A 20,596-nucleotide genomic window follows, 5' to 3' on the forward strand; every position below is an offset into this window, starting at 1 on the left:
TCGTCTTATGAGCGAAAGAGCCGCGAATACTGCGACTCGTGACGCGCCGAGAGAATGCCTAACTGCGGCGCGAAGGTGTTGATGTCGGCGGGCGTCGTCGCCAGGGCGCGCGTGACGGCGGCGTCGATCGGCTCGCGCAGCGCGACGATGATGCGTTGGCCCGCGAGTTGGCCCAAAGGCACGGCCTTCAACGCGGCGGCGGCCTGGTTTTCCACCCAGCTAAAAGCGTAAGCGGCCAGTGCGGCGTCGACGGCCGTGTCGTGCGCGTAGGCGGCGAAGGCGAAAGCCGTGGGCTGCGCGAGCGGCGTCATCGCGGCGAGCGTGTCGCGCCTCGCTGCATCGCCCCATTCGAGCGAGACGCACAGTTGCCGCAGCGACCAGCCCATTTGCCCGGTTTCGCGCCTCAATTCCGCCGATTCGCGGCTCGCGAGGAATTCGCTGTTGGCTTGCGCGAGGCCGGCTGCATCGTGCGCGCGCCAGCGTTCCATTTGATGCGCGAGAAACGGCAGCTCGCCGTGAGCGAGCACGTCGGTCAGGCCGCTCGCGATCCAGTCGCGGGCCGAGTCCGCGTCGGTGATCAGTTGCGCTTCGATCGCCGCTTCGAGTCCCTGCGAGTAGCTGAATGCGCCGATCGGCAGCGCCGGCGACGCGAGATGCAGCAGCGCTGTGAGTTCAGCGATGCGCATGATGGTGGTGATGCCCGTGGCCGCATGATTCGTCGTGGACGTGATCGCCGTGGTCGTGCGCAGGGTCGTGCGCAGGGTCGTGCTCATGCGAATGCTCATGCCCATGATGCTCACCGAACACCTGCTGCGCCAACGCATAGTCTTCAGCGAACGTCTCGTCGTGACCGTGCTTGTGGCCGCCGCCATACGCGCCCGACTCCGGCTGAAACGGCATCGACACCTGATCGACGGTCGCGCCGATGCGCTTGAGCATATCGGCCAGCACCGGATCGTATTCGAGCTTCAGGTAGTCCGCGCCGACTTCCACCGGCGTATGACGATTGCCGAGGTGATAAGCGGCGCGCGTCAGTGTCAATGCATCTTTCGCGCGAACATACAGCACCGCTTCCGGCGCCGCGATCACCCGCACCAGACCGCCGTCGTCGGCGACGAGCACATCGCCGTCGCGCAACACCGTGCCGCGCGGCAACAGCAGCGCGACTTCCTCGCCGTTATCGAGCGTTGCCGCGAGCCGGCTCTTGCGGCGTTCGTCGAACGCGAGCGTCAAGGTCGGCGCGCGCTTCACCAGCACGGGCGCGAGTTTCAGATGCGGGGCAATCAGTTTGTCGATGGTGCGCATGGTCAGAACAGGAAATAGCGTTGCGCCATCGGCAGCACGGTGGCCGGTTCGCAGGTCAGCAACTGACCGTCGGCGATCACCTGATACGTTTCCGGATCGACGCTGATGCTGGGGCGCCACGCGTTGTGAATCATGTCCGCCTTCGAGATGTTGCGGCAGTTCTTCACGGCAACGATACGCTTGTTCAGGCCATAGCGTTCGCCGACGCCCGCATCGGCCGCCATCTGCGAGACGAAGGTCAACGACGTGCGCCCGAGCGCGCCGCCGCGCGTCGCGAACATCTCGCGATAGTGGACCGGCTGCGGCGTCGGAATCGACGCGTTCGGGTCGCCCATTTGCGCCATCGCGATCATGCCGCCCTTCAGGATCAGCGACGGCTTGATGCCGAAAAACGCCGGCTCCCAGAACACCAGGTCGGCCCACTTGCCCGGCTCGATCGAACCGACTTCATGCGCGATGCCGTGCGTGATCGCCGGGTTGATCGTGTACTTCGCGACGTAACGTTTCGCGCGGAAGTTGTCGTTGCGCGCGTTGTCCTCGGCCAGCGCGCCGCGTTGCACCTTCATCTTGTGCGCGGTCTGCCACGTGCGGATGATCACTTCGCCCACGCGGCCCATCGCCTGCGAATCGGACGAGAGCATCGACAGCGCGCCGAGATCGTGCAGGATGTCCTCGGCGGCGATGGTCTCGCGGCGAATCCGCGATTCGGCGAACGCGATGTCCTCCGCGATCGAGGGGTCCAGGTGGTGGCACACCATCAGCATGTCGAGATGCTCTTCGAGCGTGTTGACGGTGTACGGGCGCGTCGGATTGGTGGACGAGGGCAGCACGTTCGCCTCGCCGCACACCTTGATGATGTCCGGCGCGTGGCCGCCGCCCGCGCCTTCCGTGTGATACGTGTGAATCGTGCGGCCCTTGAACGCGGCCACGGTCGCTTCGACAAAACCGGCTTCGTTCAGCGTGTCCGTGTGAATCGCGACTTGCGTGTCGGTGTCGTCGGCGACAGAGAGGCAGTTGTCGATCGCGGCCGGCGTCGTGCCCCAGTCTTCATGCAGCTTCAAACCGATCGCGCCCGCCGCGATCTGCTCCAAGGCCGGTTGCGGCTGGCTCACGTTGCCCTTGCCGAGAAAGCCGAGATTCATCGGATAGCCGTCGGCCGCTTGCAGCATGCGTTCGAGATGCCACGGCCCCGGCGTGCAGGTCGTCGCGTTGGTGCCGGTCGCGGGGCCGGTGCCGCCGCCGAGCATCGTCGTCACGCCGCTCGCGAGCGCTTCCTCGATCTGCTGCGGGCTGATGAAGTGAATGTGCGTGTCGATGCCGCCCGCCGTGACGATCAGGCCTTCGCCGGCGATCACCTCGGTGGCCGCGCCGATCGCAATCGTCACGTTCGGCTGGATGTCGGGGTTGCCCGCCTTGCCGATCGCGGCAATGCGGCCGTTCTTGATGCCGATGTCGGCCTTGACGATGCCCCAGTGATCGAGAATCACCGCGTTCGTGACGACGGTATCGACCACGTCGGCATGCACGCGTTGCGACTGGCCCATGCCGTCGCGAATCACCTTGCCGCCGCCGAATTTCACTTCTTCGCCGTAGGTGGTGAAGTCGCGCTCGACTTCGATCAGCAGTTCGGTATCGGCGAGGCGCACGCGGTCGCCGGTGGTGGGGCCGAACATTTCCGCGTATGCGCGGCGGCCAATGCGTAGGGTCATGGTGTGGATCCGGAAATGAGCGGGGCGGTCGGGGCAAGCGCGCGCAAGCGGCGCATCACAGCTTGCCCATCACCTTGCCGTTGAAGCCGTAGACGACGCGATCGCCCGCCAGTTCGACCAGTTCGACGGTGCGTTCCTGGCCCGGCTCGAAGCGCACGGCGGTGCCCGCCGCGATGTTGAGGCGGAAGCCGCGCGCCGTTTCGCGGTCGAAGGCGAGCGCCGCGTTCACTTCGTAGAAGTGATAGTGCGAGCCGATCTGCACCGGCCGGTCGCCGGTATTCGACACCACCACGGTGACGGTGGCGCGGCCCGCGTTGAGTTCGTGTTCGCCGTCGTCGATCAGGAGTTCGCCGGGAATCATGGAGCCTGCCTGTTAGGGGATCGGGTGATGAACGGTGACGAGCTTGGTGCCGTCGGGGAAGGTGGCTTCGACCTGGATGTCGGGGATCATCTCCGGCACGCCTTCCATCACGTCGTCGCGCGTGAGCAGCGTGGTGCCGTAGTGCATGACCTCGGCGACGGTCTTGCCGTCGCGGGCCGCTTCCATCAGCGCGGCGGTGATGAAGGCGATCGCTTCCGGGTAATTCAGTTTGAGGCCGCGTGCGCGGCGCCGTTCGGCGAGCAGCGCGGCGGTGAAGATCAGCAGCTTGTCCTTCTCGCGGGGTGTCAGCTTCATCGAGTCAGCTTCGTCGAATGGGTGCGTTGGATTGCGCCGGGCCTGGGCGGGGCCGGCCGCGGCAAGGTTAGGCGCTGCGTGTCATGGCCGCGATCGCATGCTACGCACGGGATGCGGCCACGACAAGTGCAATGCCGGATAAGCCCGCCACGCTATCAAGTTTGGCTAACGACGCGCTTACAGATCGGTCGGCAGCGCCGCGCCGAACCACTTCTTCGACATCGTGTTGAGCGTGCCGTCCTGCTTGGCTTGCGCGAGCGCGGCGTTCACTTTCTGCTGCAGGCGCGCTTCATTCTTGTTCATGCCGACGAAGCACGGCGAATTCTTGATGACGAACTTCGGCTCCGGGCGGCGCGGCGGATTCTTCGCGAGAATCGCGGCGGCGACGATATTGCCGGCGGCGATCAGTTGCACCTGGCCTGACAGGAACGCGGCGATGGTCGCGTTGTTGTCCTCGAAGCGCTTGATCGTGGCGTTCGGCGCCATTTGCGTGAGACCGATTTCCTCGAGCGCGCCGCGCGTCGCGCCGACCGTCTTGCCGGTGAGATCGGCGGGGCCGGCGACCTTGACGTCGGCGGGACCGAACACGCCCTGGTAGTACGGCGCGTAGGCGGTCGAGAAATCGATGACCTTCTCGCGATCCGGCGTCTTGCCGAGCGACGAGATCACCAGATCGACCTTGCCGGTTTGCAGATACGGAATGCGGTTCGCGCTGTTGACGGGCACCAGTTCGAGCTTCACGTTCATCGACTTCGCGAGCAGGGCGGCGGTCTCGATGTCGTAGCCTTGCGGCTTCATGTCCGCGCCGACCGAACCGAACGGCGGATAGTCTTCCGGCACGGCGACTTTCAGCACGCCGGCCTTGGCGATGTTGTCGAGCGTGTCCGCGTGAGCGGCGGGCGCATTGAGCGCGAGGACGGGCGAGAGCAGCAGTGCGGCGAGCCAGGCGCGGCGCGCGGGGCGAAGAGTCGATCGGTTCATGTGATGTAAGCGGTGGTGGTGGCGGCAAGCCGGTCGGCTGCCGTCAGGACGCGGCAGCATCGTGACGGTTCTCAACGCAAGGTGTGTGCCATGCAGGTGCAGCATGCGCTTGCTGGACGTAAGGCGCGGCCGCGCACCGGGTTGGGGCTCGCGGATGCCTCGGCTTGGTGCGCTGCTGTGCTTACGGCGGTGAAAGGCTCGATGCAGCGGCACGAGCCATGAAGCGAATCAGGTGGACCAGATTCTTAGCGGCACCGCATCGACACCATGCACGACCGGCCTGAGCTGAAGCCAGCAGTTCGTCAACGCGTTTTGCAGCGTCTCCATGGAACGCGACACCGCTCGCACGAGTAGCACGCCTTGCGTGACGCAGGAGGCCGCCGCCCGCAGCGTATCGTCGAACGGTAGTTGCGCGGTGAGCGCTTCGGCGAGCGCATCGTCGCAAGCGGCGCCGACCGCCCACAGCGCGCCATATGCCGGAAAGCCGGCCAGCCCTTGCGCGGCATCGCGCAGCGGATCGTCGGCGGTGAGGCTCGCGCGTTCGAGCCACAGCAGTTCGCCATTCGCGCCCACGATGCGCGACACCGCCTGCAAGCGTCCCGCCGACCACCGCTCACCGGCCGCTTGCCGCCCGAGTTGCGTCGCATCCCAGCCGAGGGCGGTCGCGCCTTCGCTCAGTGTCAGCGAGAAATCGAGCATCGCGTTCGCGTGATCGAAAACGATATTGTTCTGCGGCAGCCAGTCGAGCCTCGCGTGCTCGCCGACGCGCACGGCGATGGTTTGCTGCGCGGCGCGTCCATTGGACTTGTACCACTTGGTCGCGCCAGGCGTGGTGATGACGGCATGCGCGCCGGCGCCGACGGCCACGTCGATGTCGAGTTGATCGCCGCCCGCGATGCCGCCCGGCGGATGCACGATCACCGCATGACAGATCGCATGGCCTTCGGGATAGAGCGGCCGTTGCACGCGCAGCGGGCCATCGTGCAGCCGATGCTTGAGCGTGGTGCGTTGGTCGTGCTTGACGAAGCCGAGTTCGAGACGCGCGCGCCATTGCGAATGGGCGCCGGCGTGGGTGCCGGTTTGCGTGTCGGCTTGCTTATCGGTTGGCGCGCTCGCGAGCGTGATGTGGTTTTCGTGAAGCGACATGCGAATGGACTTGCGGTGGACGGAGTGAGGCGGAGCGTGCCTATGCGAGTGAGCCGCATTGCCCCGGCATGCGGCGAGAATAGCACGCGGGTTGGCTCATATCCGTCACACGGCGATGAGTGTGCGCACGCCGTCCGCGTCCATGTTGGCGCCTTCGCCGCCCGCGATGATTTCACCGCGGCTCATGACCCAATAGCGGTCCGCGATGTCTTTCGCGAAGTCGTAATACTGTTCGACGAGCAGTACCGTCATGCCCATTTCCTCGACCAGTTGACGCAGTGTGCGGCCGATGTCCTGAATGATCGACGGCTGAATGCCTTCGGTGGGTTCGTCGAGAATGAGCAGTTGCGGATCGCTCATGAGCGCGCGGCCGATCGCGAGTTGTTGTTGCTGACCGCCCGACAGATCGCCGCCGCGACGGGTGCGCATGTCCTTCAGGACGGGGAATAGTTCGTAGATGCGGTCGGGGATTTTTCTTGGGGCTTTTTTGCTGGCGGCGCCCACTAGCAGGTTTTCCTCGACCGTTAGCCGCGGGAAGATGTCGCGGCCTTGGGGGACGTAGGCCAGGCCTTTTTCTACTCGCGAGTGGGTGGGGAGTTTGGTGATGGGCGTGTCACGCCAGGTGATCGAGCCGCTTTTGGTTTGGACTACGCCCATCAGGCATCTCAGCAAGGTTGTCTTGCCTACGCCGTTGCGGCCCAGTAGGACTGTTAGTTTGCCGGCTGGCACTGTGAGCTTCACGTCTCTTAGGATGTGGCTGCCGCCGTAGTACTGGTTTAGGTTTTGTACTTCTAGCATTTTTTGAACGTCCGTTGGGGTGGGGTTTTGCTGTGGTGGCCTTTGCTTGATTTGTTTGTGGTCTCTTGATTTGTTAGTGGTCTATTAGCGTTGCCCCTGTGCGGGGCGGCACCTACTTTTCTTTGCCGGCCGCAAAGAAAAGTAGGCAAAAGAAAGCGGCTCACACCGCTAATTTTTAAGTGGGTCCCCTGGCTTGGAGGGGATCGTGGTGCATCTGGAATCCGTGTTCTCGCACACTCCGCGTTCGTGACAAGGCAGTCATTCTTCCGGCGACGCTGCGCGCGCCGTCGCGGTGCTTCATCAAACCCCGCGGCGCTCTTGGGGTTAAGTGGTACTTCATCGAACCATGCGGCGCTTTTGGGCTAAGCGGTGCTTCATCAAACCCCGCGGCGCTCTTGGGGTTAAGTGATACTTCATCGAACCATGCGGCGCTTTTGGGGCTAAGCGGTGCTTCATCAAACCCCGCGGCGCTCTTGGGGTTAAGTGGTACTTCATCGAACCATGCGGCGCTTTTGGGGCTATGCGGTGCTTCATCAAACCCCGCGGCGCGCTTGGGGTTAAGTGGTACTTCATCGAACCATGCGCTGCTTCTGGCGCTAAGCGGTACTTCATCAAATCACGTGCAGCTTCTGGGGCTAAGTGGTGTTTCATCGAACCATGCACTGCTTCTGGGCTAAGCGGTGCTTCCATTCAACTCGTGCCTGGCTCTGCGCACACATTTAGCGCCACGCCGAGGCGAAGCCGACGGCTCCCACGCGCGCAAACGAAGCCGGTGGTTTGCTGGCGGACCCTTCCGCCGAGCGCGGAGCGCGAGGCGGGAAGTATGACTGCCTTGTCACGAACGCGGAGTGTGCGAGAACACGGATTCCAGATGCACCACGATCCCCTCCAAGCCAGGGGACCCACTTAAAAATTAGCGGTGTGAGCCGCTTTCTTTTGCCTACTTTTCTTTGCGGCCGGCAAAGAAAAGTAGGTGCCGCCCCGCACAGGGGCAACGCTAATAGACCACTAACAAATCAAGTAAAGGCCAAAAAACCAGAGAACAAAAAACCCAGAGAACAAAAAATCAGAGAACAAAAAAATCAGCCCTCACCTCCCAAGATAAGACTCAATAACAGTCTCATCCCTCTTCACCTCATCCAAACTCCCATGCGCCAAAACACGCCCTTCGGCCATGACAGTAACCTTCCCGGCCTCGCCGGCCAAAGCAGCGACAAACTCCATATCATGCTCGACAACCATCATCGAACAAGTCCCCCGCAAATGATTGAGCAATTCAGCCAACTGCATAGTCTCGTCATCAGTCATACCCGCCGCAGGCTCATCGAGCAACAACAACGCCGGTTGCTGCATCAGCAACATCCCAATCTCGAGCCGCTGCTTCTGCCCATGCGACAACTCGCCGGCCAGCCGCCGCGCCTCACTCTCGAGCCCGATCAACAAAAGCGTCTCTTCAATCCGCGCCTGCGCCTCGCGATCCAACCGCGCCCGTAACGACGACCACCACCCCTTGTCAGCCTTCATCGCCAACTCGAGGTTCTCCCACACGGGATGCTGCTCGAACACCGTCGGCTTCTGAAACTTGCGCCCGATCCCGGCACGCGCAATAGAAGGTTCATTCATGCGCGTGAGATCGATCGACTGCCCCAGAAAAACCTTGCCCGAATCGGGCTCGGTCTTGCCGGTGATCACATCCATCATCGTGGTCTTGCCCGCGCCATTCGGGCCGATGATGCAACGCAGTTCCCCGGCGTCGATGGAAAGCGTCAGCGCATTCAACGCGCGAAAACCGTCGAAACTCACGGTCACGTCTTCAAGGTACAGAATCGTGCCGTGCGAGATGTCGATCTGCCCCGGCACCACCGCGTGCCCCATGCTCGCGACGCCGCTCAACGAATGTTCAGCGGGTTGTTCCGGTAACGCCAGGTCGGGAACCATCGGGTTTTCGTTCATGAACGGTTCCTCTTGCGCGTCACGATGTCGATCAGCCCCATGATGCCGTTCGGCAGGAACAGCGGAACCAGCACGAAAATCAGACCAAGAAAAAACAGCCAGTATTCAGGGAAGTTCGCCGTGAAAAAGCTCTTCGCGCCATTCACCGCGAACGCGCCGACGATCGGCCCGATCAGCGTGCCGCGTCCGCCCACCGCGACCCAGATCGCCATTTCAATCGAGTTGCCCGGCGACATCTCGCCGGGATTGATGATGCCGACCTGCGGCACGTACAACGCGCCGGCGATCCCGCACAAGACGGCGGACACGGTCCACACGAACAGCTTGTACGCGAGCGGGCTGTAGCCGAGGAACATCAAGCGCGTTTCGCCGTCGCGCACCGCGGTCACCACGCGGCCGAGCTTCGACGTGACGATCGCCCGCGCGCCGATGAACGCGAGAATCAGCACCGCGAACGTGATCAGCAACAGCGCCGTGCGCGTGCCCGCATGCGTGATCGGAAATCCGCCGATGCGCTTGAAATCGGTGAAGCCGTTATTGCCGCCGAAACCCGTTTCGTTGCGGTAGAACAGCAGCATCGCGGCAAACGTCATCGCCTGCGTGATGATCGACAGGTACACGCCCTTCACGCGCGAGCGGAACGTGAAGAAGCCGAACACCCACGCGACCACCGCCGGCACCAGCACCACCAGCAGCAGCGCGTAGCCGAGATGCTGCGTGCCTTGCCAGTACCAGGGCAGTTGGTGCCAGTCGAGAAACACCATGAAGTCGGGCAGGTCGCTGCCGTATTTGCCGTCGTGACCGATCGAACGCATCAGGTACATGCCGATCGCGTAGCCGCCCAACGCGAAGAACAACGCGTGCCCGAGACTCAGGATGCCGCAGTAGCCCCACACGAGATCGAGCGCGAGCGCGGCGATTGCGTAGCACATGAACTTGCCGGTGATCGTCATCGCGTAGGCGGACAGATGCAGCGGGCTCGTCTCCGGCACCACGAGTGTCGCGAACGGCACGCCGAGGCCAAACACGATGATGAGCGCGATCAGCGCGAGCCACGCGCGGCGCGACAACAGCGCGGGACGCGGCGGCAAGCCGAGCGCGAAGCCGGAATCGGCGCCGCGTCCGGCCGCGGCACGGCTGCCCGCCGTGCCGACGTGGGGCGATGAAGTAGCCGATGTCATCATGCCTCCGCGCTGCGGCCCTTGAGGGCGAACATGCCCTGCGGACGCTTCTGGATGAACAGCACGATCAGCACCAGCACCGCGATCTTCGCGAGCACCGCGCCCCAGAACGGTTCGATCGCCTTGCTGACGAGTCCGAGCCCGAAGCCGCCGATCACCGTGCCGGCGAGTTGGCCGACGCCGCCAAGCACCACGGCCATGAACGAATCGATGATGTAGCTCTGGCCGAGGTCGGGTCCGACATTGCCGATCTGTGACAACGCGCAGCCGCCCAAACCGGCGATGCCCGCGCCGAACGCGAACGCATACGAATCGACGCGCGCGGTCTTCACGCCGACGCACGCGGCCATGCGCCGGTTCTGCGTGACGGCGCGCACGAAGAGGCCGAGGCGCGTTTTAGTGAGCACCGTCCACGCGATGCCGACGACGATCAGCGAGAACGCCAGGATCGCGAGGCGGTTGTACGGCAGGATCAGATTCGGCAGCACGGTCACGCCGCCGCTCATCCACGCCGGGTTCACCACTTGCACGTTCTGCGCGCCGAACAGCATGCGCGTCGCCTGAATCAGGATCAGGCTGATGCCGAAGGTGGTCAACAGAGTCTCCAAAGGCCGGCCGTACAGATGCTTCAGCACCAGCCGTTCGAGCACGATGCCCACCAGCCCCGCCGCGGCGAACGAGGCCGGCACCGCGAGAAGCGGATACCAGTCGAACGCGCCGGGGGCATAGCGCTGAAACAGGTTCTGCACGACGTAAGTGGCGTACGCGCCGATCATCAGGAATTCGCCGTGCGCCATGTTGATGACGCCGATCAGGCCATACGTGATCGCGAGGCCGAGCGCGGCGAGCAGCAGCACGCTGCCGAGCGACAAGCCGGCGAACAGCGTGCCGGCGATCTGGCTGCGGCGCTGGATCGCATCGAGTTCGTCGATGCCGCTTTGCGCGGCCGCGCGGATGCGCTCGTCGGCTTCATTGAAGCTGCCGTCCGGCTTCTTCGCGACGAGCGGGCGCAGCAGTTCGTTCATGTCGAGATCGTGCCGGGCGGCAACCAGTTGCACGGCTTCGAGACGTCTGGCCGGATCGGCGTCGTGCAGGGCGGTCATCGCCCACAGCGTGTCGAGGCGCTTCTTCAGCGCGGGATCGGTTTCCTTCGCGCGGGCCGCGTCGACCAGCGGCTTGATCGCCGGGTCGGGGTTGCGCAGCAGCGCGGCGATCGCGGCTTCACGGGTCGCCCTGTCCGGCGAATCGAGTTGCAGGCCGGACAGCGCGCCGGCCACTTTCGAGCGCAGCAGGTTGTTCAGCGTGACCGGTTGCGCGTCGTCGGCGGCGACGGTCTTGCCGGTGACCGCGTCGCGCGCGGCGTCGCCGTCTTGCAGCAGCACGGCGCCGGCATCGGTGGCGAGCGCGCTGTCTTCGGAGAGCGCCTTGAGCACCGTGACCGATTCCTTGTCGTGGTTGGCGATCAGCTTGTCGATGGCGGCGGACTTCGCATCGAAGTCGTCGGCGGCGAGCGGCGCGACATCGGCCGGGACGAGCGCGAACGCGGCAAGCGGCGCACCCGCGAGAAACGCGAGGAGCGCGAGCGCCACGCTGGCGATTGCGCGGCGTGCGCCTGGTCGTACAAACGTCGGAAATGAAAACGCCATGATGGCCTTTGAAGATAAACCAGCGGGGCGGCGCGGCATCGCGCGCGAGAGAGCCGCGGCCGCGACGGGCGCGCCCCTCTGTGGATCACACCAGATCGCCGCGCCGGCCGACTGCGCCCGCGAGACGATCCGGCGTGCGGTCAGGCGACGCGCGAGCGCTTCAGGAACGCCGGAATCGAGCTGACCACGTCCGGCTTGCTCGAATTGCCGGCGATGAACGGGCTCCACGGCTGCGCGCGAATCGCGGTCTTGGTGCGCCACACCACGTTGAATTGGCCGTCGGCGCGCACTTCGCCGATCATCACCGGCTTGTGCAGATGGTGATTGCCGTCCATCTCCAGCGTGAAGCCCGACGGCGCGACGAACTGCTGGCCGACCATCGCGACGCGTACCTTGTCCACGTCCGTGCTCTTGGCCTTCTCGACGGCCTGCTTCCACATATGAATGCCGACGAAGGTCGCTTCCATCGGGTCGTTCGTCACGCGCTTGGTGCCGCCCGGCAGATTGTTCTCCTTGACCCACGCGGCCCATTGCTTCTTGAACTTCTCGTTGGCCGGATTGCGCACCGACATGAAGTAGTTCCATGCCGCGAGATTGCCGACCAGCGGCTTGGTATCGATGCCGCGCAGTTCTTCCTCGCCGACCGAGAACGCGACGACCGGCACGTCCGACGCCTTCAGCCCCTGGTTGCCGAGTTCCTTGTAGAACGGCACGTTCGAATCGCCGTTCACCGTCGAGATCACCGCGGTCTTGCCGCCTTGCGAGAAGGTCTTGATGTTCGCGACGATGGTCTGATAGTCGCTGTGGCCGAACGGCGTGTAGACCTCCTGGATGTCGGCCTCCTGCACGCCCTTCGACTTGAGGAACGCGCGCAGGATCTTGTTGGTCGTGCGGGGGTACACATAGTCGGTGCCCAGCAGGAAAAAGCGCTTGGCGCCGCCGCCTTCCGCGCTCATCAGATATTCGGTGGCGGGAATCGCCTGCTGATTCGGCGCGGCGCCCGTGTAGAACACGTTGCGCGACATCTCCTCGCCTTCGTACTGCACCGGATAGAACAGCAGGCCGTTCAGTTCCTCGAACACCGGCAGCACCGACTTGCGCGACACCGAGGTCCAGCAGCCGAACACGACCGCGCACTTGTCCTGGGTGATCAGTTGGCGCGCTTTTTCGGCGAACAGCGGCCAGTTCGACGCCGGGTCCACCACCACCGGCTGCAACTGGCGTCCCATCACGCCGCCGCTCTTGTTGATCTCCGCGATGGTCATCAACGCGGTGTCCTTCAGCGAGGTCTCCGAGATCGCCATCGTGCCCGACAGGGAATGCAGAATCCCCACCTTGATCGGACCGCTGCCGGACTGCGCCTGGGCAAACGGAACCTGACCAGCAAGCGCCAGCGCGCCCGACATGGAGCCGAACTTCAACAGACTGCGACGTTTCATGTGTATCCCCTTGCCATTGATGATGAATGTTTATGGGCGTCGATTTCGGTCAGCGTTGCCTATCCCGTATGACTTGCCGCTCCTATACTGCAAGGCACATGCCATGCGGCAAGTTCGACTGGAAGTGCGTGCGGTTCACGCTGCGGCGCGGCTGCCAGCGAGGTAAGTTATGCGCGCTGCGGCGCCGTTGTGGTGCACGCAGGGGGCGTGCGCTTCGTTGGGGTGCGTGCCGCGCCGCGACGAGGCGTGCGCATCGGCCAGCGGGCGTCGGCGGTGCATGGCCGCCGCGCGTTTGTGCATGGGCCGCGGTTTGCCTACACTGAAAGGCCAGTCATGCAGGCTTTGCGTGGCACCGGAGCGCGCTGCGTGGACCGGCGTGAATGCCGAAGCATGAACTCCGATCGACATAGGCGCTTTGCAGGAGACATGAAATGACCGAGCACGCCGGCGTCAATCCACCGGATATGTCCGCTTTCTGGATGCCCTTCACGGCCAACAGTCAGTTCAAGAGCGCGCCGCGTCTGCTGGCAAGCGCGAAGGGGATGTACTACACGTCGCACGACGGCCGGCGCATTCTCGACGGTACGGCCGGGCTGTGGTGCGTCAACGCCGGTCATTGCCGCGACGAAATCGTGGCCGCGGTGCAGGCGCAGGCGGCCGAAATGGATTTCGCACCCACCTTCCAGATGGGCCATCCCAAGGCTTTCGAAGCCGCCACGAAAATCGCCCGGCACACGCCTCACGATCTCAAGCACATTTTCTTCGTCAACTCCGGCTCGGAGGCGGTCGATACCGCGCTGAAGATCGCGCTGGCCTATCACCGCTCGCGTGGCGAAGGGCAGCGCACGCGCTTCATCGGACGCGAGCGCGGCTATCACGGCGTGGGCTTCGGCGGCATTTCGGTGGGCGGCATCGCGCCGAACCGCAAGGCGTTTTCCGGCGCGCTGCTGCCCGCGGTCGATCATTTGCCGCATACGCTGAACCTCAAGGAGGCCGCGTATTCGAAGGGACAGCCGGCGTGGGGCGCGCATCTCGCCGACGAACTCGAGCGGCTCGTCACGCTGCACGATGCCTCGACGATTGCGGCGGTGATCGTCGAACCGGTAGCGGGCTCGACGGGTGTGCTGATTCCGCCGCAAGGCTATTTGCAGCGGCTGCGCGAGATTTGCGACAGGCACGGCATCCTGCTGATCTTCGACGAGGTGATCACCGGCTGGGGGCGCCTCGGCGCGCCGTTCGCCGCGCAGTACTTCGGCGTCACGCCCGATCTGCTGACGATGGCCAAGGGCACCAACAACGCCGCCGCGCCGATGGGCGCGGTCGCCGCGAGCACGCGGATTCACGATTCGATCGTGAACGGCGCGCCGGGCGGCATCGAGTTTTTTCACGGCTACACCTACTCCGGGCACCCGATCGCCGCGGCCGCGGCTTGCGCGACGATCGATCTATACGAGCGCGAGCAGTTGTTCGAACGGGCCGCGCGGATGGCGCCCGTCTTCGAGAACGCGATTCACACACTGCGCGGCGAACGGCATGTGATCGACGTGCGCAATCTCGGCCTGGTGGGCGGGGTGGAGTTGGCGCCGCGTGACGGCGCGCCCGGCGCGCGTGCTTACGACGTATTCGTGCGCTGCTTCGAGAAGGGCGTGTTGACGCGTTATACGGGGGACATTCTGGCGTTCTCGCCGCCGTTGATTATCGAGGAGGCGCAGATCGAGGAGATCTTTGCGACGGTGGGCGAGGTGTTGAGGGAGACGGAGTAGGAGGCGCGCCCACGAAGCAGCGCCTCCCTGATTCATGCGGTAATCAGAACGCGACGAACGGACCGGTCAGCGTGCCGATCTTGCTGTCGCCGATCACCGTGTAGACGCTGCGGCCATAAAAGAACGGCAAGCCCCACAGGAACCAGCGGCCGGACGACATGGACGCCCCCACGTTGTTGAACGCGGCGTTGCCGGTTGCGGCCAGGTTCAGTGCGTTCTCGATCTGGAAAGGGACCGCAAGCGGCGCACCGGAGCCGGCCGAGGCCTCGATCGTTGCCGACAGGTCGAGCGCGCTCGCCGGCGTATAGAAATCCGAGGTCGTGGGGATCGCGCTGTCGGCGAAGGCGTACACGTTGGTGCCGCTGTCGATCGCGCTGTAGTTGAACGCGGTGCCCTGGTAATGGGTGGTCAGGAAGCCGTATGTGTCCACCGTGAAGATGTTGGCGTCGGCGGGCAGCGCATTGTTGGCCTGCGTGCCCACGCCGAATATCAGTTCACCCGTGACGGAGGCCTGGCCGCTCGCAGGCACTGCCGGCAAGCGGATGATCGTGCCGTTGTAATCGGCGCTGAACGCGGCAACCGGGTTCATCACCTGCTTTTCGGCCTTCACGCGGGTGCTGACGCACGAGTTCGCCGACGGGCAGTAGTAGTAGTTGCCGGGTATCGCGGTGGTCAACGCGTCCTTGGAATCGTGGACGCCGTGCCCGATGCCCAGGATGCCATTGGCGCCGAGGCTTCGGGCCGTGCTGTAGTCGGCTCCGCCGTGCGCGGTGCAGTCGGACGGCGTGGTGAATGCGCCGTCGCCCATCACCTGGACCGGAATGTTGCTGGCCGTCCTGCTGCCGATCTTGACGTCGGCGCGCTTGACCGAGCCCCAGGTGAAGCCCGAGGCGAACGGCATGCATTCGGCGATCGGGAATGCGCCTGTCGTATCGTCGAGCGCGCCGATTTGCGTGAGCAGTTTCGGGTTGAGCGACTGAAGCGCGCTGGCCGCAATGCGCACGCCGGTCGAACCGGTGTCGACCAGCATGTTGTCGACGGTCACGCATTGCCCCCGACCCGGTTGACCCGGCACGCACACGGTGATCGAGGCCGACAGCATGTTGAGGTTGCCCATCGAGTTGTCGACGCGGATCGGCACCGTATTGTCCGACTCCGTTTTGATGCCCGCCGAGTTACCGTCGTTGTTCGAATTCCCCGAATTGCCGGGGCTGTTGCCGACCCAGTCGGGGGTTGCATTCCAACTGACGGAATTGTTGCCCTGGCCGTCGCCGCCACCACCGCCGCAGGCCGCCAATATGACGGTGGCGGCGACCGTGGCGACCCACAGCGTCTTGTTCAATGTGTTCATTTTGTTTTTCCTGATTCGACGGAGGGCTATTGCAGATCGCCAGGACGCATGCCCGCGGGCATCAGGCGAGGCAGGTAAGCCATGCCGAAGAAGCGCCCGAGGCGGCCGGCCGACTCGACGCGAAAATCGTCGTTGCCGTCGATGAGCGGCCCCGTGCCGCGCGCACGGCTGTGACCCGCGCTCACGTAGTTGGGGAAGTAGCTGCCGAGCAGCGCCGTCATGTCCGGGCGGATCGGCCCGTCCCACGTGACGGCGAACACGACGTTGCCAGGCAACACGTATTCGCGGATCGTCACGCCGTTGGCGTCGATCGATTGATGCAGAGTGTAGGACGCCGCGCGCGCGGCCCCGGCCGCCGATGCGCCGGCGACCGACTGCATGGCGCGCGGCGCCGACTGGGAGGAAGCGCCGGCGCTCGGCGCGCCGCCCAACGTCGCATACGAGGAGAGCGGCAACAGCGTTGCGGCCAGTATTGCGAACTTCAAAACGCTCATCACACGGCTCCGGCAAAAAAGGTCGGAGCATGGTGCCTGTGCGCTGGCCGGGAATTCGGGTGAAATTTCGTGGGGGGATGCGCGAAGCGGCGCAATGGCTACGCAGTGTTCGCGACGTTGCGAAGCGTGCAAGCTCGGGCTGCGGCTAGTGAAGCCACAAATAACCGTGCACTGCGCAACGCGGAAAGAGAGGAAGCGGTGAAGAAGAAAGAGACCTACCGCGGCGCCGTCACGTTCGGCATGGTGTGTCGTCCCGACTTGCCCGCCGCGCCTTTGGCCGCCGCGCCCGGATGCGGTACCGTCGGCGCCTGGGGCAACGCGGTCAGCGAACCGTCGTCGACCGGCGAGAGCAGCGCGCTCAACCGCAGCACGTCCTGATCGGTGAGACTCGCCGTCGCGGCCTTCAGCTTGAGGCTGTTGATCAGCGTGTCGTAGCGCGCTTTCGCCAGATCGCGGCGTGCGGAAAATAGCTGATCCTGCGCGTTGAGCACGTCGATATTGATCCGCACGCCGACCTGATAGCCGAGCAGGTTCGATTCGAGCGACGTGCGCGCCGATTGCTCGGCGGTTTGCAGCGCGCGCACCTGCGCGAGTCCGCTCACCACGCCGAGAAACGCTTGCCGCGCCGAGAGCGCCGCGTTGCGCCGCGCGGTGTCGAGATCGGCGGACGCCTGGTCCTCGAGCGCGAGCGTCTGACGCACGCGGCTTTGCGTCGCGCCGCCGGCAAAGAGCGGGATCGTGACCTGCACGCCGATCGCGCTGCTCGTGTACGAGCCCAGGCCGCCGAAGCCGGTGGCGAGCGGCGGCGTGCCGGCCGCGGGCGCATTCGCGCCGCTGCCGAAACCGCCGAAGTTGCCCGCGCCCGCCGAGCCGAGGCTGCTGCGCAAGCGGCTTGCCACCAGATCGACGGTCGGCAGATGGCCGGACCTGGCCTTGGAAGTTTCGCGCTGCGCGCTGTCCAGCGCGATCTGCTTCGACACGACCTGATAGTTGGCGTCGGTCGCGGCATCGACCCACTGGTTGATGTCCGCGGGCACGGGCGGCGGCAGCGGCGTACCGGCGGCGAGCCCGTCGACATGCTCGACCGGATGCCCGACGATCTGCTGCAGCGCGGCCAGCTTCACCGCGAGATCGTTCTGCGCGGCGATCTCCTGCGAGATCGCCTGGTCGTATTTGGCTTGCGCTTCGTTGGTGTCGGTGATGGTGGTGTTGCCCACCTCGAATGAACGTTTGGCCTGTTCGAGCTGCTGCGCGATCGACGCCTTCTGCGAACGCGCGATCGCGACGCTGTCCTGCGCGGCGAGCGCGTTGAAGTAAGCCTCGCCGAGACGCACGATCAGGTCCTGGCGCGCCTGCGCGAACGACGCCTGCGCCGCATCCACCGCGAGCTTGCCTTGCGCGTAGCCGTACCAGCTATCCACATGAATCAGCGGCTGCGTGAGCGACAGCACATAGCCGTGGCTGTTGCCGTAGGAAGCGGGAAAGCCGCCGCCGAAATCGGTGTTCTGACGGCTCGCGTTGAGCGACGCGGACAGTTGCGGCAGCAGTTTGGCGCGGGCGAGCGGCAGTTCCTCGCTGTTGGCGGCGAGCGCGGCGCGCGCGCTTTGCAGTTGCGCGTCGTTGGTGAGCGCTTCGTCGTAGAGCTGGGCAAGACCCACGGCTCGCGCGGGAAGCGCGGGCAGCGCGCACGCGAGCGCCACGGCGGCCAGGAGGACCGCCACCCGCCGGCGCATCGTCAAGGCTCGATCAGTAAGTGGGGACGGCCGGATCGACCTGACGCGACCACGCGTCGATCCCGCCTTGCAGATTGAAGACGTTGGCATGGCCGCGCGATTCGAGGAACATCGCGACCTGGGCGCTGCGCGCGCCGTGATGGCAGACGCAGACGATTTGCGCGTCGTCGTCGAGTTCCTCGCTGCGCGCGGGAATCTCGCGCATCGGAATCGACACGGCGCCGGCGATCGACGCCGTCTGGATTTCCCACGGCTCGCGCACGTCGAGCAGCACGGGCGCGGGACGCGACGGATCGGCGAGCCATTCGGCGAGCGCGGGAGCGGTCAGGTTTTGCATCAGCGGGACATCCAGTTCAGGTGACGGCGGCGAGCCGGCCGTCCGGAAAAACACGCAAGCGGGCGAACCGATCGGAACCGATCAGAACTTGAAACGCGGCGGCTGCACGGCGTTGACGAGCGGCTCGACATAGGTTTCGAACACGTCGGCGATGCGGTACTGCTTCTCGTCGATACGCGTGATGATCTGCGCCTTCATGACCGGCGCGGTGCCGACGAACGCCGCGAGCCGGCCGCCGACCTTGAGTTGCTCGAGGATGTCCTGCGGCAGCACCGGCAGGCCGCCCGACACGCAGATCACGTCGTACGGCGCGGCGTCGGCCCAGCCGCGCGAGGCGTCGCCGGTGGCGACTTCCGCGTTCAGCACGCCGTTGGCGATCAGGTTGTTCCTGGCCAGTTCGGCCAGTTCCGGTTCGATGTCGACCGTCAGCACGTGCTGCGCGCGATGCGCGAGGAGCGCCGCCATGTAGCCGGAGCCGGCGCCGATTTCGAGCACGCTTTCGTGTTTCTTCACCGCCAGTTCCTGCAGCACGCGCGCCTCGATGCGCGGCGCCAGCATGTGCTGGCCGGCCGGCAGCGGCACTTCGAAGTCGACGAAGGCCAGATCGCGGTAGACGGTGGGGACGAAATTTTCACGCTTGACGATCGAAAGCAGATTCAGCACGTCCTGGTCGAGCACTTCCCAGGGGCGGATCTGCTGTTCGATCATGTTGAAACGCGCTTGCTCGATGTTCATGATGGATTCGGCGGTTTGATTTGGCGGGTTTGGCGGTTTTGCCTCCGACCGGGGTCTCGCGGTGCCAAGGTACGGCGGGCACGTAAGCCACGGCAGGGTAACCGCCGGATTGTACCAAAATGGCGACGCCCGGCCGGCGCCCGCGGGCAGTGCGCTGCTCGGCCGCAGCGCGAGGCGGACCGTGGCCCGGTCCGCTCGCCTCCGTGTTAATCCCTAGCGATCGGTGCTTGCGATTCCGGCTTGAATCGTCCAAAAATGTAATCGATTACATTTTCGAGGGCATTCAACTTGTCCAGATCGTCGTCCAGGACGGATTCCACCTCCGCGTCCAGCGTGCGTCCGCCGCGCGCGGCCGAAGGCGTCTCGATTGCCGGCGTCGCCGAGCAGGCGGGCGTATCGGTGGCGACGGTCTCGCGCGTGCTGAACGGCCACGAGAACGTGCGGCCCGCGACCCGCGATAAGGTGCTGGCGGCGATCGACGCCAGCGGCTACCGCGTCAACGAACTCGCGCGCAATCTGCGCACCGCCGAAAGCCGCCTGCTGCTGACGATGGTGCCCGACTTCGGCAATCCGTTTTACGCCGAGATCGTGCGCGGCATCGACAGCGTCGCGCGTCAGCACGGCTACTTCATGCTGCTCTGCGACACCGGCGCCGATCCGGGCCGCGAGCGCAGCTACTTCGATCTGTTGCAACGCCGCCGCGCGGACGGCGCGATCTGCCTCGACCCGGCGACGATCCAGCAGGCGCTCGGCGAGGCGTCCAGCGCGCTGCCGTGGGTCGCGTGCTGCGAGTTCGATCCGTCGGTGGGCGTGCCCTACGTGGGCATCGACAACTACCGCGCGGCCGGCGACGCCGTGCGGCATCTGCTCGCGCGCGGCCATCGGCGCATCGGGCTCATCAATTCCGACGTGGACTATCTCTACGCACGGCAGCGTCAGCAAGGCTATCTCGACGCGTTGACCGAAGCCGGCATCGCGCCGGACGAACGCTGGCGCATGAACCTGAACAGCCTCGACTACCAAGCGGGCGCGTCGGCGGCGGCCACCCTGGCCCAGCAGCCGCAAGCGCCGAGCGCTATCTTCGCGGTCTCCGATACGCTGGCGATCGGCGTGATCCACGGCTTGCGCAGCGTCGGCAAGCGCGTGCCCGACGACATCGCGGTGGTCGGCTTCGACGACATTTCGCTCGCCGCGCAAATCGATCCGCCGCTCACCACGATCGCGCAACCCATGCGCGAACTCGGCGAAACCGCCGCGCGCCTGCTGCTGCAACGGCTCGCGAATCCATTGGCGAACGTGCCGGGCGTGCTGCTGCCGCATCGGCTCGTGATTCGCGGGAGCGCGTGAAT

The 20,596-nt window shown here is 65.0% G+C and carries 19 protein-coding genes; 2 read left to right on the plus strand and 17 right to left on the minus strand.

All coding sequences use genetic code 11. The features are described from left to right. Window positions 1-5: 5 nt before the first annotated feature. The 12 genes from BUE39_RS26515 to urtA form a co-directional block, all read right to left on the minus strand. Window positions 6-686 carry an urease accessory protein UreF gene (locus BUE39_RS26515; RefSeq protein ID WP_073431678.1) on the minus strand — a complete coding sequence of 227 codons (681 nt, stop codon included), beginning with the start codon at window positions 684-686 and terminating at the stop codon, window positions 6-8. Beyond that, window positions 673-1,305 carry an urease accessory protein UreE gene (gene ureE / locus BUE39_RS26520; RefSeq protein WP_073431679.1) on the minus strand — a complete coding sequence of 211 codons (633 nt, stop codon included), beginning with the start codon at window positions 1,303-1,305 and terminating at the stop codon, window positions 673-675. Before ureE ends, BUE39_RS26515 begins: the two co-directional genes overlap by 14 nt. A gap of 2 nt (window positions 1,306-1,307) precedes the next feature. Further along, window positions 1,308-3,014, minus strand: coding sequence for an urease subunit alpha (gene ureC, locus BUE39_RS26525; RefSeq protein ID WP_073431680.1), 1,707 nt, complete (start codon window positions 3,012-3,014; stop codon window positions 1,308-1,310). Between the two features lie 55 nt (window positions 3,015-3,069). Then, the gene (locus BUE39_RS26530; RefSeq protein ID WP_073431681.1) at window positions 3,070-3,375 is read right to left on the minus strand and encodes an urease subunit beta; all 306 of its coding nucleotides are present in this window, start codon (window positions 3,373-3,375) and stop codon (window positions 3,070-3,072) included. A gap of 12 nt (window positions 3,376-3,387) precedes the next feature. Continuing rightward, window positions 3,388-3,690, minus strand: a complete 303-nt coding sequence (gene ureA, locus BUE39_RS26535; RefSeq protein WP_011487082.1) for an urease subunit gamma — start codon at window positions 3,688-3,690, stop codon at window positions 3,388-3,390. A gap of 177 nt (window positions 3,691-3,867) precedes the next feature. After that, entirely contained in the window at window positions 3,868-4,671 is an 804-nt protein-coding gene (locus BUE39_RS26540; RefSeq protein WP_073431682.1) for a transporter substrate-binding domain-containing protein, read from the minus strand. 228 nt (window positions 4,672-4,899) lie between these two features. Further along, window positions 4,900-5,817, minus strand: coding sequence for an urease accessory protein UreD (locus BUE39_RS26545; RefSeq protein WP_073431683.1), 918 nt, complete (start codon window positions 5,815-5,817; stop codon window positions 4,900-4,902). A 105-nt stretch (window positions 5,818-5,922) separates the two neighbouring features. Next, the gene (gene urtE, locus BUE39_RS26550; protein ID WP_073431684.1) at window positions 5,923-6,615 is read right to left on the minus strand and encodes an urea ABC transporter ATP-binding subunit UrtE; all 693 of its coding nucleotides are present in this window, start codon (window positions 6,613-6,615) and stop codon (window positions 5,923-5,925) included. A gap of 1,089 nt (window positions 6,616-7,704) precedes the next feature. Beyond that, entirely contained in the window at window positions 7,705-8,568 is an 864-nt protein-coding gene (gene urtD / locus BUE39_RS26555) for an urea ABC transporter ATP-binding protein UrtD (RefSeq protein ID WP_073431685.1), read from the minus strand. After that, entirely contained in the window at window positions 8,565-9,749 is a 1,185-nt protein-coding gene (urtC, locus tag BUE39_RS26560) for an urea ABC transporter permease subunit UrtC (protein ID WP_073431686.1), read from the minus strand. Before urtC ends, urtD begins: the two co-directional genes overlap by 4 nt. Then, window positions 9,749-11,395 (minus strand): urea ABC transporter permease subunit UrtB, encoded by a 1,647-nt coding sequence (gene urtB / locus BUE39_RS26565; RefSeq protein WP_073431687.1) that lies wholly within the window; start codon window positions 11,393-11,395, stop codon window positions 9,749-9,751. The genes urtC and urtB overlap by 1 nt, the downstream gene beginning before the upstream one ends. A 140-nt stretch (window positions 11,396-11,535) precedes the next feature. Beyond that, on the minus strand, window positions 11,536-12,834 hold the full coding sequence (urtA, locus tag BUE39_RS26570) for an urea ABC transporter substrate-binding protein (RefSeq protein WP_073431688.1): 1,299 nt from the start codon (window positions 12,832-12,834) through the stop codon (window positions 11,536-11,538). Between the two features lie 431 nt (window positions 12,835-13,265). Between urtA and aptA the strand changes: the two genes are divergently transcribed. After that, window positions 13,266-14,597, plus strand: a complete 1,332-nt coding sequence (gene aptA, locus BUE39_RS26580; RefSeq protein ID WP_073431690.1) for an omega-aminotransferase AptA — start codon at window positions 13,266-13,268, stop codon at window positions 14,595-14,597. Window positions 14,598-14,640: 43 nt separating this feature from the next. Here aptA and BUE39_RS26585 read toward each other — a convergent pair whose 3' ends face one another. From BUE39_RS26585 to BUE39_RS26605, 5 genes are all read right to left on the minus strand, one after another. After that, a complete protein-coding gene (locus tag BUE39_RS26585) occupies window positions 14,641-15,948 on the minus strand; it encodes a DUF3443 domain-containing protein (RefSeq protein WP_176035832.1) in 1,308 nt (435 codons plus the stop codon). A gap of 26 nt (window positions 15,949-15,974) precedes the next feature. Continuing rightward, window positions 15,975-16,442 (minus strand): DUF2844 domain-containing protein, encoded by a 468-nt coding sequence (locus tag BUE39_RS26590; RefSeq protein ID WP_073431691.1) that lies wholly within the window; start codon window positions 16,440-16,442, stop codon window positions 15,975-15,977. 215 nt (window positions 16,443-16,657) lie between these two features. Then, on the minus strand, window positions 16,658-18,175 hold the full coding sequence (locus tag BUE39_RS26595) for a TolC family outer membrane protein (RefSeq protein WP_073431692.1): 1,518 nt from the start codon (window positions 18,173-18,175) through the stop codon (window positions 16,658-16,660). Between the two features lie 13 nt (window positions 18,176-18,188). After that, on the minus strand, window positions 18,189-18,512 hold the full coding sequence (locus BUE39_RS26600; protein ID WP_073431693.1) for a rhodanese-like domain-containing protein: 324 nt from the start codon (window positions 18,510-18,512) through the stop codon (window positions 18,189-18,191). Between the two features lie 81 nt (window positions 18,513-18,593). Further along, window positions 18,594-19,247 carry a protein-L-isoaspartate O-methyltransferase family protein gene (locus BUE39_RS26605; protein ID WP_073431694.1) on the minus strand — a complete coding sequence of 218 codons (654 nt, stop codon included), beginning with the start codon at window positions 19,245-19,247 and terminating at the stop codon, window positions 18,594-18,596. Between the two features lie 288 nt (window positions 19,248-19,535). Between BUE39_RS26605 and BUE39_RS26610 the strand changes: the two genes are divergently transcribed. Then, window positions 19,536-20,594 (plus strand): LacI family DNA-binding transcriptional regulator, encoded by a 1,059-nt coding sequence (locus tag BUE39_RS26610; RefSeq protein WP_073431695.1) that lies wholly within the window; start codon window positions 19,536-19,538, stop codon window positions 20,592-20,594. Window positions 20,595-20,596: the final 2 nt, after the last annotated feature.

The sequence above is a fragment of the Paraburkholderia terricola genome, assembly GCF_900142195.1.
In the GTDB taxonomy this organism is placed as follows: domain Bacteria; phylum Pseudomonadota; class Gammaproteobacteria; order Burkholderiales; family Burkholderiaceae; genus Paraburkholderia; species Paraburkholderia terricola.

Coding starts and splice junctions, on each gene's coding strand:
- BUE39_RS26590 (WP_073431691.1), bottom strand. CDS start 16,442: ATGAGCGTTTTGAAGTTCGCAATACTGGCCGCAACGCTGTTGCCGCTC.
- ureA (WP_011487082.1), bottom strand. CDS start 3,690: ATGAAGCTGACACCCCGCGAGAAGGACAAGCTGCTGATCTTCACCGCC.
- BUE39_RS26605 (WP_073431694.1), bottom strand. CDS start 19,247: ATGAACATCGAGCAAGCGCGTTTCAACATGATCGAACAGCAGATCCGC.
- BUE39_RS26600 (WP_073431693.1), bottom strand. CDS start 18,512: ATGCAAAACCTGACCGCTCCCGCGCTCGCCGAATGGCTCGCCGATCCG.
- BUE39_RS26515 (WP_073431678.1), bottom strand. CDS start 686: ATGCGCATCGCTGAACTCACAGCGCTGCTGCATCTCGCGTCGCCGGCG.
- urtE (WP_073431684.1), bottom strand. CDS start 6,615: ATGCTAGAAGTACAAAACCTAAACCAGTACTACGGCGGCAGCCACATC.
- urtA (WP_073431688.1), bottom strand. CDS start 12,834: ATGAAACGTCGCAGTCTGTTGAAGTTCGGCTCCATGTCGGGCGCGCTG.
- urtB (WP_073431687.1), bottom strand. CDS start 11,395: ATGGCGTTTTCATTTCCGACGTTTGTACGACCAGGCGCACGCCGCGCA.
- ureC (WP_073431680.1), bottom strand. CDS start 3,014: ATGACCCTACGCATTGGCCGCCGCGCATACGCGGAAATGTTCGGCCCC.
- BUE39_RS26585 (WP_176035832.1), bottom strand. CDS start 15,948: ATGAACACATTGAACAAGACGCTGTGGGTCGCCACGGTCGCCGCCACC.
- BUE39_RS26530 (WP_073431681.1), bottom strand. CDS start 3,375: ATGATTCCCGGCGAACTCCTGATCGACGACGGCGAACACGAACTCAAC.
- BUE39_RS26595 (WP_073431692.1), bottom strand. CDS start 18,175: ATGCGCCGGCGGGTGGCGGTCCTCCTGGCCGCCGTGGCGCTCGCGTGC.
- ureE (WP_073431679.1), bottom strand. CDS start 1,305: ATGCGCACCATCGACAAACTGATTGCCCCGCATCTGAAACTCGCGCCC.
- BUE39_RS26545 (WP_073431683.1), bottom strand. CDS start 5,817: ATGTCGCTTCACGAAAACCACATCACGCTCGCGAGCGCGCCAACCGAT.
- BUE39_RS26540 (WP_073431682.1), bottom strand. CDS start 4,671: ATGAACCGATCGACTCTTCGCCCCGCGCGCCGCGCCTGGCTCGCCGCA.
- urtD (WP_073431685.1), bottom strand. CDS start 8,568: ATGAACGAAAACCCGATGGTTCCCGACCTGGCGTTACCGGAACAACCC.
- aptA (WP_073431690.1), top strand. CDS start 13,266: ATGACCGAGCACGCCGGCGTCAATCCACCGGATATGTCCGCTTTCTGG.
- urtC (WP_073431686.1), bottom strand. CDS start 9,749: ATGACATCGGCTACTTCATCGCCCCACGTCGGCACGGCGGGCAGCCGT.